Source organism: Actinacidiphila epipremni (genome assembly GCF_012034175.1).
Taxonomy (GTDB): domain Bacteria; phylum Actinomycetota; class Actinomycetes; order Streptomycetales; family Streptomycetaceae; genus Actinacidiphila; species Actinacidiphila epipremni.
The window spans coordinates 43,561-57,424 of record NZ_JAATEJ010000003.1 but is presented as its reverse complement, the minus strand read 5'-3'; the positions used below and the strand labels follow the sequence as shown (position 1 = coordinate 57,424).

Genomic DNA, 13,864 nt, shown 5'->3' with positions numbered 1-13,864 from the left:
CCCGTGGGTGCGGCGACGCCGCCCGGCCGGGCGGCCGGCTCGGGTGGGGCGGGCGTGGTTGGTCGAGGCGGATTCGGCCGGCTGAGGCGGGCCCGGCTTGGTCGAGGCGGCCCCGGCTCGGAGGATGCGGCTTGGCCCGGCCGAGGGGCTTGGCGTGGCGTGGCTTGGACGGCGCTGGACCCGGCCGCGGGCGGGCCGGTAGCGGCTGCTTCGCCGCCTTACGCCGTCCGTGTCCCCCGCCATCCTCCCCGACCCGCGCCCCTGCGTTCGGCCCGGCCGAATGCAGCGTGCGGCTCCGCCGGTGGAGCCACCGCCCGGGCCGGGCGGACGCTGACGGGCGTCCCGTCCCCTGCACCGCCGGACCACCCCGGCCACCCGGAGAGCCGATGCCCACCCCGCCCCTGCGCCCCACCCCGGCGCCCGCACCAAGGCCCGACGAAGCCATGACCCCGCCCGGGTCCGGACCCGTACGCCCGCCGGGCGAGGCCGCAGCCGCACCTGGGGCCGGCACGGCCCCTGCGGCCCCTCCGCTCGGGCCCGGCGCTTCCCCCGCCCCCGGGGCCGTTCCCGTAGCCGCGTCGGGCGCGGGCCATGCGCCCGGGCCTGGGCCCACCACCGCTTCCGTACCCCCACCCTCGCCGGACGCCCAGGCGGCGGCGCAGCCGTACGCGTTGCTCGGGGTGGCGCTCGGGTACTTCATGGTGCTGCTCGACATGACCGTGCTGTCCGTCGCCGAGCCGGACCTCGCGGGGGCGCTCGGGGGGTCGGTCGCCGGGCTGCAGTGGGCCGTGACGGGGTACACCGTCGCGTTCGGGGCGCTGCTGCTGTCCGCCGGTGCGGTCAGCGACCGCTTCGGGGCGCACCGGCTCTTCCGCGGCGGGGTCGCCGTCTTCGGGGTCGGCTCGGCAATGTGCGCAGCCGCGCCCAATGTGTGGACGCTCGTCATATTGCGGGCGGTCCTCGGGGTCGCCGCGGCGGCCTGCGTGCCCAGCTCCATGGCGCTGATCACCCGGCTGTATCCCGAGCCGGCCCGCCGGGCGCGGGCCATCGCGGTGTGGGCGGCGGTCAGCGGCGCCGCGCTCGCCGCCGGGCCGATCGCCGGCGGCCTGCTCGTCGGGCTCGCGGGCTGGCGCGCGGTGTTCCTCGTCAACGTGCCGATCGCCGCACTCACCCTCGCCCTGGTCGCCGGACGCGCAGTCCATTGCGCCGCCGACCCCGCCCGCCGTATCGACCGTACGGGTCAGGTACTGGCCTGTGCCGCGCTCGCCCTGGGCACGGACGCGCTCATCGCGCTGGGCGGCCGGCACTGGGCCCACACCGCGTGGTCCTGCGGCGCGGCCCTGGCCGCCGGGTGGGCCTTCGCGGTGCGCGAGCGGCGCAGCCCCGCACCCGTCCTGGCCCGCGCGGTGCTGCGGGCGCCCGGCATGGCCGTGATGCTGCTGGCCGGCGCGGCAGTCGGCTTCGCCCTGACCGGTGTGCTTTTCGTCCTGCCCCTGCTGCTCCAGCAGCGGCTCGGCTACAGCGCCATCGGCACCGGCCTGGCCTTCCTGCCGATGACGCTGCCCACCGCCTTCAACCCCCTGCTCACTGGCCGGATCGTCGTCCGCACCGGGCCGCGCGGACCGGTCCTGGCGGGGCTGTGCCTGCTGGCGGCGGGCGGCGCGCTCATGGCCGCCGCCGTGGGGACGGGCGCCCCGTACGCCCTGCTCGCCGCGGGCCTGGCCGGCTGCGGCTTCGGCGTCTCGTGCGCGCTGCCCGCCCTGACCACCGCGGTCGTCGGCCTCGCCCCGCAGGGCACCGCGGGAGCGGCCGGCGGGCTCTTCAACGCCGTGCGGCAGCTCGGCGCGACGGCCGGCGTCGCCGTCCTCGGCGCCTTCGCGACGGTGGCCCCGCACCACGGGGCGGGCCGCGCCGACCACCGGGTCGCGCTCGCCCTGCTGCTGGCGGGCGCGGTGTGCGCCGCGGCGGCCCTCCTCGCGGCGGCCTCCCGCCCGGACCGGCGCCCACAGGACCGTACGACCGTCGGACCGTAGAACCGTCGGACCGCGCGGGAACGTAAGACCGTACGACCGTGAGACGGTCAGACCGCCGGAAGAACGTACAACCCTCGAACCCGACCTCAGCGCCGCCCCGCGAAACCCGCCAGCGCCTCCCGTACGCCTCTGCTCATTGCCGCGCTCCCCTTGTGCCCCGCGTCCCCGACCACCGTCAGCTCCGCGTCCGCCCAGCCCTTTACCAAGTGGTACGCCGTGTCCAGCGGCGAGCTCAGGTCGAGCCGGCCGTGGAAAAGGGCGCCGGGAATGCCGGCCAGCCGCGGGGCGCCGGCGATCAGCGCGCCCTCGGGGAGCCATGCGCCCTGGGAGAAGTAATGGGTGCACAGCCGCACCATGGCCAGCTTCGCCGCGCCCGGCCGGTCGCTGTACGGGCGCGGCCCCCCGTGCGGCTCCAGCGACAGCACCGCGTCCTCCCACGCGCACCATTCCGCCGTCGCCCGCTCCCGCACGGCCGCCTCCGGATGCCCGGTCAGCGCCGCGTACGCCGCCACGACACCGCCCGGCGCGACGCCGGGACCCGCACCGGCGCGGAAGCGCTCGTACTCCTCGGGGAAGAACCGGCTGACCCCGCCGTAGAGCCAGTCCGTCTCGGCCCGCCGGGTCGTCGTCACGCCGTTGATCACGATCTCGGAGACCCGCTCGGGGTGCGCCTGCGCGTACGCGAGGATCAGCGTGGAGCCCCACGAACCGCCGATCAGCAGCCAGCGGTCGACCCCCAGGTGCTCGCGCAGCCGCTCCATGTCGGCGACCAGGTGCGCGGTGGTGTTGTGCGCCAGGTCGGTCGCCGGGTCGGCGGCGTGCGGGCGGCTCCGGCCGCAGCCGCGCTGGTCGAAGAGGACCGCCCGGTAGGCGTGCGGGTCGGCGGCGAAGATCTGCCGGTGGCCGGGCGTGCACCCGGAGCCCGGCCCGCCGTGCACCACCAGCGCGGGCTTGCCCTCGGGATTCCCGCAGGTCTCCCAGTACACGTGGTTGCCGTCCCCGACGGCGAGCATCCCCGTCTCGTACGGCTCGATGGTCATGTGCGGCTCGGTCGTCATGGCGCCCCACCCTGCCGTGCGCGCCCGGGCCCGGCGACGTATTTCCGCTCGGCGGGCCCGTAAAACTCGCTGCGCCCGCGGGGGCGGGGCACCCTTGGTAGGCAGAGGACTCCAGGCGCGGAGGGAGGGGGTGGCGGCGATGCCGGACGCGGGTCCGGGCGCGGGCCCGGGCAGTGCCGGCGCGGCTCTGGGCGCGTACGGCGACCCCTGGGTGTGGGGCGCGCTGCTGCACGGGACGTCGGCGGGCGTCGCCGTCCTGGACACCGACCTGCGCTACGTCTACGTCAACCCCGCGCTCGCCCTCATCAACGGCGTGGACGCCGACGCGCACATCGGCCGCACCATTGGCGACGTCGTACCCGGCGTGGACGCCGGGCTGGACACATTGCACCAGGTACTGGCCGACGGCGAGCCCCGCGAGATGATCTCCAGCGGGCAGACCCGCGCCGACTCCCCGCACCGGCTGCGCGTATGGCGCGGCAGTTACCACCGGCTGGAGGACACCCACGGCCGGGTGCGCGGCCTGGGCGCGGTCATCATGGAGGTCAGCGCCGACCGCGAGGCGCAGGCCGAGCTGGAGCGCACCCGCGAGCGGCTGGAGCTGCTGGACACCGCGGCGGTGCGCATCGGCCGCACCCTGGAGGTCGACCGCACCTGCCAGGAGCTGTGCGACCTGCTCGTCGAGGTCATCGCCGACGCCGCCGGCGTGGAACTGCTGGCCATGAGCGGCTCCGAGGGCCGCCGCCCGCCGCAGGACGGGGTGCTGCGGCTGCGCAGGGTCTCGCTCGCCTCCGTGTCCTCGCTGCGCGAGGCGGTGCCGCAGTTCGGGGTGCCCGGCGAGTTCGTCGACTACCAGCCGGGCTCCGCGATCCCCAGCTGCCTGGAGACCGGCAGGCCCGTCACGTACAACGTCCCCGACGACGCCGAGATGGGCCGCTCCGCGCCGAACACCGAACGCGTGGCCGCCTACCGCGCCGCCGGCATCCACTCGGCGCTCATCGTGCCGCTCGCCGCGCGCGGCGCCCGCCTGGGCACGGTCACGCTGATCAGGGCCGGCTCCTCGCCGGCGTTCGGCGACGACGACGTGGACGTGGCCGTCGCGCTCGCCGACCGGGCCGCCATCAGCATGGACAACGCCCGCCGCTACAGCCGCGAGCACGGCATCGCGGTGGAGCTCCAGCGCGCCCTGCTCGCCGCGCCCGGCATCCCGCACCCCCAGGTCGACGTCGCGACCCGCTACCTGCCCTCGGGCGCGACGGACCTGGTCGGCGGCGACTGGTTCGACACGCTCGCGCTGCCCGGCGGCGTCACGCTGCTGGCAATGGGCGACGTCATGGGCCACGGCGTCGAGGCGGCGGTGGAGATGAGCCACTACCGCTCGATGCTGCGGGTCGTCGCGGGCGACGGCGACGCCCCGGACGCCGTCCTGCGCCGCATGGACGGCCTGCTGGCCGCGGCCCGGACCGAGCGCCCGGGAACGTGCCTGCTGGCCCTCGCAGACCCCGTACGCGGCGGCTGCTGGTTCGCCAACGCCGGCCACCTGCCGCCCGCCGTCGTCGCCCCGGACGGCGTCATCACCCTGCTGGACGTCCCGCCCGGGCCGCCGCTGGGCGCGGAACTGGGCGGGCAGTACGAGGCGGTCTACGCCGACTGGCCCGCCGACCACACGCTGCTGCTCTACACCGACGGCCTGGTGGAGCGGCGGGGCGAGGACATCGACACCTCGCTGGCCCGGCTCGGCGGCCTCACGCTGCCGAACGCGCAGGGCCCGCTGGACGGGCTGCTGGCCCGCGTCGTGCACCGGCTCGCCCCGACCGCCGCCGAGGACGACGTGGCGCTGCTGGCGGCCCGCGCCCGGCCGCCGCGCGGGGCCGGGTCGTAGCCTGGGGGGTGCGCGCCGGCCTCTCGCGGGGTGCGTGCGCGTACGTACCCGGCCGGTGCGGGAGGAGCGCCGTATGACCGAACGCAAACCGCCCGGGGTCTCGTTCGAGACCTGGGCCGACAAGCAGATCCGCGAGGCCGAGCGGCGCGGGGACTTCACGTCGCTGCCGGGCGCGGGCAAGCCGCTGCCGGGGATGGACGAGCCCTACGACGAGCTGTGGTGGGTGCGGCGCAAGATGCAGCGCGAGGGCCTGTCGGGGCTGCCCGCGTCGCTGGTGCTGCGCAGGCAGGCCGAGGACGCGATGGCGGAGGTCGGCGCGGCGCGGACCGAGGCGCAGGTGCGGCGGATCGTGGAGATCGTCAACGACAAGCTGCGCGAGGCGATGCGGCGCCCGTTGGAGGGGCCGCCGCTGGGGCGCGGGCTGTACGACGTGGAGCAGGTCGTGGCGGAGTGGCGGGCGGCGCGGGCGGAGGCGGGGGCTTTGGCCGCGGCTTCGGCGGAAGAGGCGGGGTCCTCGGCGGAGGCCTCGGCGGAGGCCGGGGCTGGTGCCGGTACCCCGGAGCGCGGCGCGGAAACGGGCCGGAAGAGCGGTTTCGTACGGCTGTTCCGCCGGTCGCGGTCGGGCTGATAAGGATGGGCGGTGCGCTTCGAATCCGTCCCCATGCCGCCGTCCGTCGAGGCCAGGCCGCGTGACGCCCGCGGCTATCCCGTACCGGCGATCACGCCGTGGGAGGACGAGCAGCCGCAGTTCGCGCTGACCGACTACGAGCGCAGCGCCCATTGCGCACGCGGGCGGCTGTGCTCGGTGTGCGGCCGGCTGATGCCGCGCGGCCCGGTGTGGCGGGTGGTGGGCGCGGCGGAAAGCTCGGCAATAGGCGAAGCCGTCGCGGCGGGGCGCCCGTACCGCAACATGGCGCCGACACTGGAGGGCCCGGGGCACCGGGCGTGCATGTTGTACGCGTCCATGGTGTGCCCCTACCTCGCCCGGCCCAACGCGCGGCGCGGCACGAGCGCGTACGCCCCCGACGACATGACGGCGCATGTGGTCAGGGGCGCGGTGCGCGGGTCGATGGGCGCGGTGGTCGGCTTCGCGGACTACGAGTTCGCGATCACGCCGGACAACGTCCTCTTCCGGTTCCTCGACGTCGTGGAGTTCCTGCCGCACGACGTGTCGGACGCGCATCTGGACGAGCTGCGGGCGGAGTTGGCGGCCCGGGAGGCCGCCGGGGACTGACGGCCGGGGACTGACGGCCGGGGACCGACGGCCGGTGTGCCGCCCGGGGCCGTCAGCCGCGGAAGGCGGGCAGGCCCGTGTAGTCGGAGACCTTGACCGGCGCCGCGGAGCCGTCGGCCGGGAGCGTCACGATGCCGGCGGGGGTGCGGGCGGCGAGGGTCTTGCCGTCGGGCGAGAAGGCCGGCTCGGTGTAGTCGGTGCCGGCGTTCGGGGTCAGGTCCTTGAAGACCGGGCCGCCGTCGCCGGGCGTCTCGCGGAAGAGGTGGTCGTGGCCGCCGACGGAGCGGACGAAGACGAAACCGTCGTCCTGGCGCGGGGAGAGCGCCGGCTCGGAGCCCTTGGTGATCGGGGCGCCCTGCTGCCGCAGGTAGTCGTCGCGGATGTAGACCTGCCCGTCGCCGGTGTTGGCGTAGACGGCGTCGCCATAGGTGCCGGCGGAGTCGGGCCAGGTGTTGCCCGTCTGCGGCAGCGGCTTGGCGTTCTCGCCGGACTCGTGGTTGAGGGGCAGCACGGCGGGCGTGGCATTGTGCGCGGTCGCGGGGACACCGTACAGGCGCGTGACGCCGTCCTTGCGGGCCGCGAAGAGCAGGTTGTTCACCCCGGGCACGCCGTTCTGCGTGTCGGCGGCGCGGGTCTGCCAGGTGGGGTGCGACCAGTTCTGGCCGCCCGGGTTCTTCGCCACGACGGTACGGCCGCTGCCGTCGGGGTTGCTGACGACGAGGTCGCCGTCGCCGTCCACGAAGGCCGCCTTGCCGCCGTCGGGCGACCAGGCCAGGTCGCGGACCTCGGTGCCGAAGTCGACGCGGGTGCCGTTCATGACGACGTAGCGGGTGCCGTCGCTGATGGTGAGGCCGTTGTGGGCGGTGCCGTTGACCTTGGGCGCGGGCTTGTCCGAGGTGGAGGCCGCGGGCTGCCCGTCGGCGCCCGACCCCTGGTCCGCGCCGCCGGTGGGGGTGCTCGTGGCCGAGGTGCCGGAGCCGTCCGCGCCGGTGGCGTCCTCGGGGCCGCAGCCGGTGAGGACGAGGCCGATTCCCGCGGTGACGCTCGCGACGAGGGCGACGGTGGCGGAGCGGCGGTATCTGGCGCGAGCGGACATGACGGTTTCCCCCTGGCGGATTGCGGTGTGTGAGCCCTCTGGCGCCGGCAGCAGCGGCGTCGAGAAAAAGACTGGCGGGGCAACGTCCGTCTGGTGTCCGTCCGTTGTCACATGCCTGCAACAGCGGGCGGGGCGGTGGGACGGCGTAGTGCCGAGGACCTGACGGCGTGTCGGACGGGCCCGCTTCGACCTGCGGTTTTCGCCGCGTGGCTCGGCAATATGCGCAGCTGTGCGCAATACGCTGGGCGCTCGCGCACGAGAGGGGACGCCGCGGATGCGGTTGCCGCAGGGCAGGTCCGGCCCGATGCACGGCCAGTGGCCGGTGGTCGCCGTGGTCGCGGCCGGCGGCGCCGCGGGCGCGAGCGGGCGGTACGGCGCGCTGCTGCTGTGGCCCCAGTCGTCCGGCGCCTTCCCGTGGACGACCTTCTGGGTGAACGTCACCGGTTGCGCGGTCATCGGCGCCTTCATGGTGGTGATCACCGAGGTCTGGGCGGCGCACCGGCTGGTCAGGCCGTTCTTCGGCACCGGTGTGCTGGGCGGTTACACCACCTTCTCGACGTACGCGGTCGAGACCCGCCGGCTGATCGACGCGCACCAGGGCGGCACCGCCGCCGCGTACGCCGTCGGGACCGCCCTGGCGGCGATGGCGGCGGTGTGGGCGGCGGCGTGGGGGGTGCGGGGGTTCCTGGCGTGGCGGGAGCGGTGAGGGGGCGCACGGGCCCGTCCGCGGGTTCCGGACGGGCTCGTGGGGGTGAGCCGGCGTGCCCTGAGGGGCCGTCACTCGTTGTAAGGATCATGAACGTACGCCGAATCATCAGCAAGGCGGCGGCAGGCTCGGTCCTGCTCGCCGCAGCCAGCTCCGCGACGGCGGCGGCCCAGGCCGCCGACCTCGGCTCGACCCTCAGCGGCACCGCCGTCACCGCGCAGACGGTGGGCCAGCAGGCCACGCAGGGGATCGTCGCGCAGTCCGGCGTGGCCAAGAAGGTCACCGCCGTGAAGAAGGCCGTGCAGGCCGGCACCGACGCCGTCAACGCGGGGAACGAACTGGTCAACCAGTAGCCGCGGGCGGTCGGCGGCAATCAGGAGCGGTCAGGAGATGAGGCTGCCGACCGGGATCCGGCAGTGCGCGGCCGTGGTCAGCACTGCCGGATCGGCGGCGAAGGCCTGGAGGTCCCGCTCGGTGATCGGGCGGCGGGGCGCGGCCTGGGGCCATGGCCGGCTGGCGAGGATGACGTAGACCGTGCCGCGGGAGCGGGCGGCGGCCGTCCACTCGTCCGGCACGGGGCAGACGGCGTGCAGGTACGGCATCGTCAGGATCGCCTTGCCGCCCTCGACGAGGACCTTCACGGGGGCCTTCTGCCCCCGGCCGACGTCGAGGACCTCCCCGCCGACCGGCAGTCCCGCCTGCCTGGCGACGGCGAGCACGGCGGCCTGCGAGTCCGCGGGGCCCCCGACGCCGTCGCCGAGGGTGTAGGCCATCAGGAAGGCGGTGTCCCGGCCGTCCTCCTGGTTCTCGCCGGACCACGGGATGACCACGAGGGTCCCCAGCCGGCTCAGCATCGACGCGTCGGACGCGGTATTTGTCTGGCTCATGCGCCGGACACTAACCGCCGCGGGGGCCGGTTCCGGAATGCTTGTCACTCCAACGGCGTAATCCGATACCGAATCACCAGAACAGCGCAACTTGCGTGACCATCCGTGATCCGGATCCGTTGCCCAGTGCGCCAAAGCCGCACCATATTGCGGCGGGTTTTTCCTCTCAGTCCTCTCAGACCTCTCAGGGAGATTTCGATGTCGCGTATCGCAAAGGTTGCGGCCGTCACCGCCGCCGCCGGCGCCGTCATTGCCGGCGGTGCCGGGATGGCGGTGGCCGACGCAGGCGCCCAGGCCGCCGCGGTCGGTTCCCCTGGCGTGCTGTCCGGCAACCTGATCCAGGTTCCGGTCCACGTCCCGGTCAACCTCTGCGGCAACACCGTCGACGTGATCGGCCTGCTGAACCCGACGTTCGGCAACCAGTGCGAGAACTCCTCGCAGACCACCGTCCAGGCGCCCGTCGACAACGGCGACGACTGGTAGTCCGTCCGCGGACGCGTCACGGCCTCCCGCACCACGAGGTGCGGGAGGCCGTTTTCGCATGGACGGGCCCTGTCGCGGCGTCACGCCTCTTCGTAGGTGTAGTACCGCCGGTGGTCCAGCACCTGCGACGGCCGCACCCCGAACGGCGGCATCGGCTCGTCGAGGCTGATCGCCCGGCCGTGCTCGGGGTCGCCCTGGGCGAGCGGCTTGGCGGGCAGGTAGCCGGACGTGGGATGCAGGCGCTGCCAGCGCACCCAGATCAGGTCGATGAAGGCGTGGTGCAGCCAGAAGACCGGGTCGTTGGGCGAGGCCGCGCCCACCATGTGCCCGCCCACCCACTGGTGCACGCGGTTGTGCAGATAGCCGCCCTTGGTCTCGCTGACCGTCCACCCCTCGATCTTGTTGCGGAAGCCCTGCGTGCTGGCCGCGGAGTTCCACGGCGCGGTGTCGTACGTGGCGATGGACAGCGCGCCGTCCAGTTCCGCCTTGGTCGGCAGCGCGATGGGCCGGTCCGGCCGCCCCATGTTGCGCGTGAGGTACTTCTCGTTCGTGACGCCGTAGGTGATGGGCCAGTTGCCCGTGCTGTACGCGAACGGGCCGGTCGTCACCTGCCCGTCGCTGTCCCGCCCGTCACCGCCCATGAAGTCCGCCCCCCACAGTGCGGACGTGGTCTTGTTGTCGGCCGTCCAGTCCCAGTACGGAATGGTGACGCCGGGGTCGAGCTCGCGCAGTTCGCCCTCGAACACCAGCAGGAACTGCCGGTGCCAGGGGAAGAACGTCGGTGCCATGTGCGCCACCCGGAGCCCGGTCTCGCCGTCCGAGGCGAAGTATTCGGCGTGCAGGCGGACGTACTTGTCGTAGCGGCCGGCGCGCTTGAGCTCGATGACCGCCTCGACGAAGCGGCTGCGCTGGCTGCTGGTCAGATTCCGCTGGTTCTTGCGGGTGTACACCGGTGACGCCCCGATCGGTGGAGGTGAGCGGGTCAGTGGCGGGTCGCGTGTGGCGGGCCGGCCGGGCCGGCCGGGCGCGGGTCAGGCGTGGTGGTGTGCGAGGTCCCGGGACAGTTGCGCCTGCCCGATGACGTCGACCGCGCCGCGGGCGGTGGCCAGTGGCGTCGTGTAGGGCTGGTAGTGGTTGGCGGTGCTGATCCAGCTGCCGTCCACCCGGCGCATGACCGGCAGCGGCGTCCCGTCCACGGTGATGGCCACGCCGTCCTCGCCCGGGTCGCTGAAGCCCTGGATGCGGCGGCCCCGGTAGACCTCGTCGAAGAGCGGCTCCACGGCCGTCGTGACGGCCCCCCGGCCGTCCTGTGGGTCGCCGGGACCCACGGCGACCGCCGCGGCCCCACCGCTCTCCTGAGGGGCCGTCAGCAGCGGATAGAGGGCCGCCGCGGTCCCCGACACCGCGGCGACGGCCGTCACGCCCGACTGGAACACACGTCTGCGGGTCACGGCGCGGCGCGCGGCCGGCCGGTGGTCGTTGTCCGTGATGCCGGTTTCGCTCACGACCGACTCCTCTCGTCCGTTATGTCACCCGTCGACTGCCGGGCAATCATGTAGCTGCGGGGGGTGGGAAACGGCGGATTATCGGCAACCCCAGGCCGAAAATTCATCCGCCCGAGTGAGGGTGGGTGGGCCTTCCGTGCCTGTGCCGTGAACGCATTTGACGTCACGTCAGTGTTTTTCCGGCCCGAGCGCCGCAGGCGGGCGGCCCGGAAGGCGCCCGCGCGGCGTCTAGGCCACCGCGCGCATTTATTAATTCATACGTTATGACTTGCCATGGGCGAGGCACGTTCTTCCCGTCGTTGCAACCGACGCGCAAGGAGTGACCATGGTCGACCGACGCCGGGTGGTGGCGGGCACGGGTGTCGGCGTCGCCACGGCGGCCCTGCTCATGACCGGCCTGACGGCCACCGCCCTCGGCTCCGTCTTCGGCGGAGCGCCCGCTCCGGCCGGCTCCGCCTCTCCCGCCGGGCGCTCCGTCCCGCTGGACCTGCCGTACCTGGGCGCCTTCACCGACTCCGGCGAGCAGGGCGTGCAGGCCCTCTCGGGGCTGTCGCAGTGGCTCGGCGGCACCCCGGTGCGGGTCGGGCACACCTACCTGCCCGGCGACGACTGGGACGGTATCGAGGGCCCGCAGGACCTGCTCCAGCCGTGGGCCGACTGGCGGCGCGCCGAGCAGGACCGGCTCTTCGTGCTCAATGTGCCGATGCAGGCCCGCAACGAGGACCACCTCCCCGACCGCGAGGTCCGCGACCTCATCCGGCAGGGCGCGTCCGGCGCGTTCGACGAGCACTTCACCCGGCTCGCCGAGCACCTGGTCGAACTCGGCGTGCCGGACACGGTCGTCGTGCTCGGCTGGGAGATGAACGGCACGACCTACAGCCACCGCTGCGGGCCCGACCCCGAGGACTGGAAGGCGTACTGGAACCGCATCGTCGCCGCCATGCGCGCGGTTCCGGGCCAGCGGTTCCGCTTCGACTTCGCGCCGAGCCGCGGCACGGACGACATCCCGTGGACCGAGTGCTACCCGGGGGACGGCACCGTCGACATCATCGGCATGGACTCCTACGACCAGCCGCCCGGCGAGTCCTTCGCCCGCCAGGTCACCGAGCCCTACGGCCTCCAGGCCCAGGTCGACTTCGCCGCCCGGCACGGCAAGGCGGTGTCCTACCCGGAGTGGGGCCTGTTCCGCAACGGCGACAACCCCGACTACGTGGCGCTCATGCTGCGCTGGATGAGCGACCACGACGCGATGTACCAGACCATCACCGACTACTGCCCGCACGGCGTGTGGCAGTGCGCGGACAACCCGCGGTCGTCGAAGGTCTTCCGCACGCTGCTGTCCGGGCTCGGCGCCGCGCTGGTGACGCCGTCCGCCACGCCCACGCCCACGCTCACTGCCGAGCCGACGCCTACTGCGGAGCCGACACCTTCGGTGACGCCGACGGCGTCCGGGTCGCCGAGCCCGTCGGTGTCACCTTCGCCGACCGCGACGCCGACCGCGACCGCGACGGTCACGGCGACGTCGACGCCGAGCGCGTCGCCCAGCGGTGAACCGGCACCTCTTGCCACGCCGTCGCCCAGTGCCACGCCGAGCGGCACCACGACCGCCGCACCCACGGTGCGGCCCACCCCGAAGCTCACTCCCCAGCCCACCCCGAAGCCCGCGGTGAAGCCCAGTGCCACGCCCGCCGCCGTGCCGACCGTCCTCGCGCCGACGAAGGGCCCGGGCAGGACCGCCGCGCCGGCGCCGGGAGCCGCGCCCGTACCGCAGCCGTCGCGCAAGGCTAGGTAGCGCGCCGGGCCCGCAGTTCCCGCAGCCGGCCGCGCCAGGACCGCAGCGCGGGGAGCCGGGCCGCCGCCGTACGGGCCAGGCGGGTGCGGGCGGCGGCGAGGGCGTACCGCGCGTACAGCACAGGGGCGAGCGGGCGGCCGGCGAGCAGCAGCCGCTCGTTGACGACGTGTTCGGGCCGCCAGTGGAATTTGTGCGGCTCCGCACCCCGCAGCAGGCTCAGCACCGGCCGCCCGGCGCCCGCCGCGTGCCGTACGCCGTGCCGCATCAGCAGCGTCGTGACGTCGACCTTGGCATCGCGCAACGCCGGGTCGGCGCCGTACAGATACCCGCCGGCCAGAGCGGGCGACAGGACGGTGAAGTTCACGGCGACGACGCTGCCGTCGAGGCGGAATTCGGTGACGACCGCGTCGCCGTCCCCGACCATGGCGGTCGCCGCCCGCACCAGGTGCTCGGCGAACCGTGCCCGTACGTGCTCGGGCGTCACCCCACGGCCGCGCCATTGCATATGGTGCAGCCGCAGCATGGTCGCGACGGCGTCCGGCACCTCGTGCGGGGCCGCGTCCCGCTCCGTCACGCCGGCGGCGTCCAGCTTGCGCAGGTCGGCCCGGATGCGCTGCCCGCGCGAACTGCCCACCCGGCCGATCAGCCCGTCCATGGCCAGTCCGGGCAGCTCCAGGCACACCGAGCCGACGCCGCGCCGCTTGGGCCCGCGCCAGGCGTCGTACAGCCCCAGGACCGCCGCCCCCGGCCGCACCTCCCCCCACGTCACGACCGCCCCGCGCCCCGCCCTGCGCACTCCGCGGGCCAGCGCCTCGACGACCCCGTCAGGGGCGCGGGCGTCGACGAGGACGTCGGCGTAGTCCGTGATGCCGCCGCCGAGCGGCACGACGACCGGCCAGGGCCGGTAGGACCGCATGAGGGGCGCGGCCCCCACGAGGATCCCGTCGCGGCGGACAAGGACGACCCGGAGCCGGTCGCGGGACGTGCGGTAGGAGAGCCACCAGGAGTGCAGCCAGGCGTGCGTCTGGAAGCCGGTCGCCTGCGGGCACCTGCGGTGCAGCGCGCGCCATTCGTCGCCGAGCGCGGCGAAGGCGCCGGGGTCGCGGCAAATGGTGACGTCGAAGGCACCTGCCGGTACATGGGCGGCGTCTTCGACCCCGCCGCCCCGGCGCGGGACGGTCCCGGCAG

Annotated in this window: 13 protein-coding genes and 1 pseudogene; 8 read left to right on the top strand and 6 right to left on the bottom strand. The window is 74.6% G+C overall.

Annotated elements, in window-relative coordinates; translation table 11 throughout:
* Positions 1-680: 680 nt before the first annotated feature.
* Positions 681-2,033: an MFS transporter gene (locus HCN08_RS05410; protein WP_322974247.1), complete on the top strand. Its 1,353-nt coding sequence runs from the start codon at positions 681-683 to the stop codon at positions 2,031-2,033.
* Positions 2,034-2,119: 86 nt separating this feature from the next.
* Here HCN08_RS05410 and pip read toward each other — a convergent pair whose 3' ends face one another.
* On the bottom strand, positions 2,120-3,091 hold the full coding sequence (pip, locus tag HCN08_RS05405; RefSeq protein ID WP_167981727.1) for a prolyl aminopeptidase: 972 nt from the start codon (positions 3,089-3,091) through the stop codon (positions 2,120-2,122).
* A gap of 139 nt (positions 3,092-3,230) precedes the next feature.
* Between pip and HCN08_RS05400 the strand changes: the two genes are divergently transcribed.
* The 3 genes and pseudogenes from HCN08_RS05400 to HCN08_RS05390 all read left to right on the top strand — a co-directional run bounded on the left by HCN08_RS05400 (position 3,231) and on the right by HCN08_RS05390 (position 6,207).
* Positions 3,231-4,973 (top strand): SpoIIE family protein phosphatase, encoded by a 1,743-nt coding sequence (locus HCN08_RS05400; RefSeq protein ID WP_167981726.1) that lies wholly within the window; start codon positions 3,231-3,233, stop codon positions 4,971-4,973.
* 73 nt (positions 4,974-5,046) lie between these two features.
* Positions 5,047-5,445, top strand: a pseudogene (locus HCN08_RS05395) (DnaJ family domain-containing protein); the annotation flags it as partial.
* 168 nt (positions 5,446-5,613) lie between these two features.
* Positions 5,614-6,207 (top strand): hypothetical protein, encoded by a 594-nt coding sequence (locus HCN08_RS05390; protein ID WP_322974246.1) that lies wholly within the window; start codon positions 5,614-5,616, stop codon positions 6,205-6,207.
* A 52-nt stretch (positions 6,208-6,259) separates the two neighbouring features.
* Here HCN08_RS05390 and HCN08_RS05385 read toward each other — a convergent pair whose 3' ends face one another.
* Positions 6,260-7,303 (bottom strand): TolB-like translocation protein, encoded by a 1,044-nt coding sequence (locus HCN08_RS05385; protein WP_167981724.1) that lies wholly within the window; start codon positions 7,301-7,303, stop codon positions 6,260-6,262.
* Positions 7,304-7,577: 274 nt separating this feature from the next.
* Between HCN08_RS05385 and HCN08_RS05380 the strand changes: the two genes are divergently transcribed.
* Both HCN08_RS05380 and HCN08_RS05375 read left to right on the top strand, forming a co-directional pair.
* Positions 7,578-8,009 carry a FluC/FEX family fluoride channel gene (locus HCN08_RS05380; protein WP_167981723.1) on the top strand — a complete coding sequence of 144 codons (432 nt, stop codon included), beginning with the start codon at positions 7,578-7,580 and terminating at the stop codon, positions 8,007-8,009.
* An 89-nt stretch (positions 8,010-8,098) separates the two neighbouring features.
* Positions 8,099-8,362: a hypothetical protein gene (locus HCN08_RS05375; protein ID WP_167981722.1), complete on the top strand. Its 264-nt coding sequence runs from the start codon at positions 8,099-8,101 to the stop codon at positions 8,360-8,362.
* Between the two features lie 30 nt (positions 8,363-8,392).
* On the opposite strand, the gene HCN08_RS05370 is transcribed toward HCN08_RS05375, so the two are convergent.
* Positions 8,393-8,896 carry a DUF5949 family protein gene (locus HCN08_RS05370; RefSeq protein WP_167981721.1) on the bottom strand — a complete coding sequence of 168 codons (504 nt, stop codon included), beginning with the start codon at positions 8,894-8,896 and terminating at the stop codon, positions 8,393-8,395.
* 198 nt (positions 8,897-9,094) lie between these two features.
* Here HCN08_RS05370 and HCN08_RS05365 point away from each other — a divergent pair, with 198 nt between their 5' ends.
* Positions 9,095-9,379 (top strand): chaplin, encoded by a 285-nt coding sequence (locus HCN08_RS05365; RefSeq protein ID WP_167981720.1) that lies wholly within the window; start codon positions 9,095-9,097, stop codon positions 9,377-9,379.
* 80 nt (positions 9,380-9,459) lie between these two features.
* Here the strand turns inward: HCN08_RS05365 and HCN08_RS05360 are convergent, their stop codons facing one another.
* Together HCN08_RS05360 and HCN08_RS05355 are read right to left on the bottom strand one after the other, a co-directional pair.
* Entirely contained in the window at positions 9,460-10,329 is an 870-nt protein-coding gene (locus HCN08_RS05360) for a tyrosinase family protein (protein WP_167981719.1), read from the bottom strand.
* Positions 10,330-10,410: 81 nt separating this feature from the next.
* Positions 10,411-10,884 carry a tyrosinase family oxidase copper chaperone gene (locus HCN08_RS05355; protein ID WP_167981718.1) on the bottom strand — a complete coding sequence of 158 codons (474 nt, stop codon included), beginning with the start codon at positions 10,882-10,884 and terminating at the stop codon, positions 10,411-10,413.
* A 325-nt stretch (positions 10,885-11,209) separates the two neighbouring features.
* On the opposite strand from HCN08_RS05355, the gene HCN08_RS05350 reads away from it, so the two are divergent.
* Entirely contained in the window at positions 11,210-12,676 is a 1,467-nt protein-coding gene (locus HCN08_RS05350) for a glycosyl hydrolase (RefSeq protein ID WP_167981717.1), read from the top strand.
* Here the strand turns inward: HCN08_RS05350 and HCN08_RS05345 are convergent.
* On the bottom strand, positions 12,669-13,787 hold the full coding sequence (locus HCN08_RS05345) for a GNAT family N-acetyltransferase (protein ID WP_407648696.1): 1,119 nt from the start codon (positions 13,785-13,787) through the stop codon (positions 12,669-12,671). The genes HCN08_RS05350 and HCN08_RS05345 overlap by 8 nt on opposite strands.
* Between the last annotated feature and the right edge of the window lie 77 nt (positions 13,788-13,864).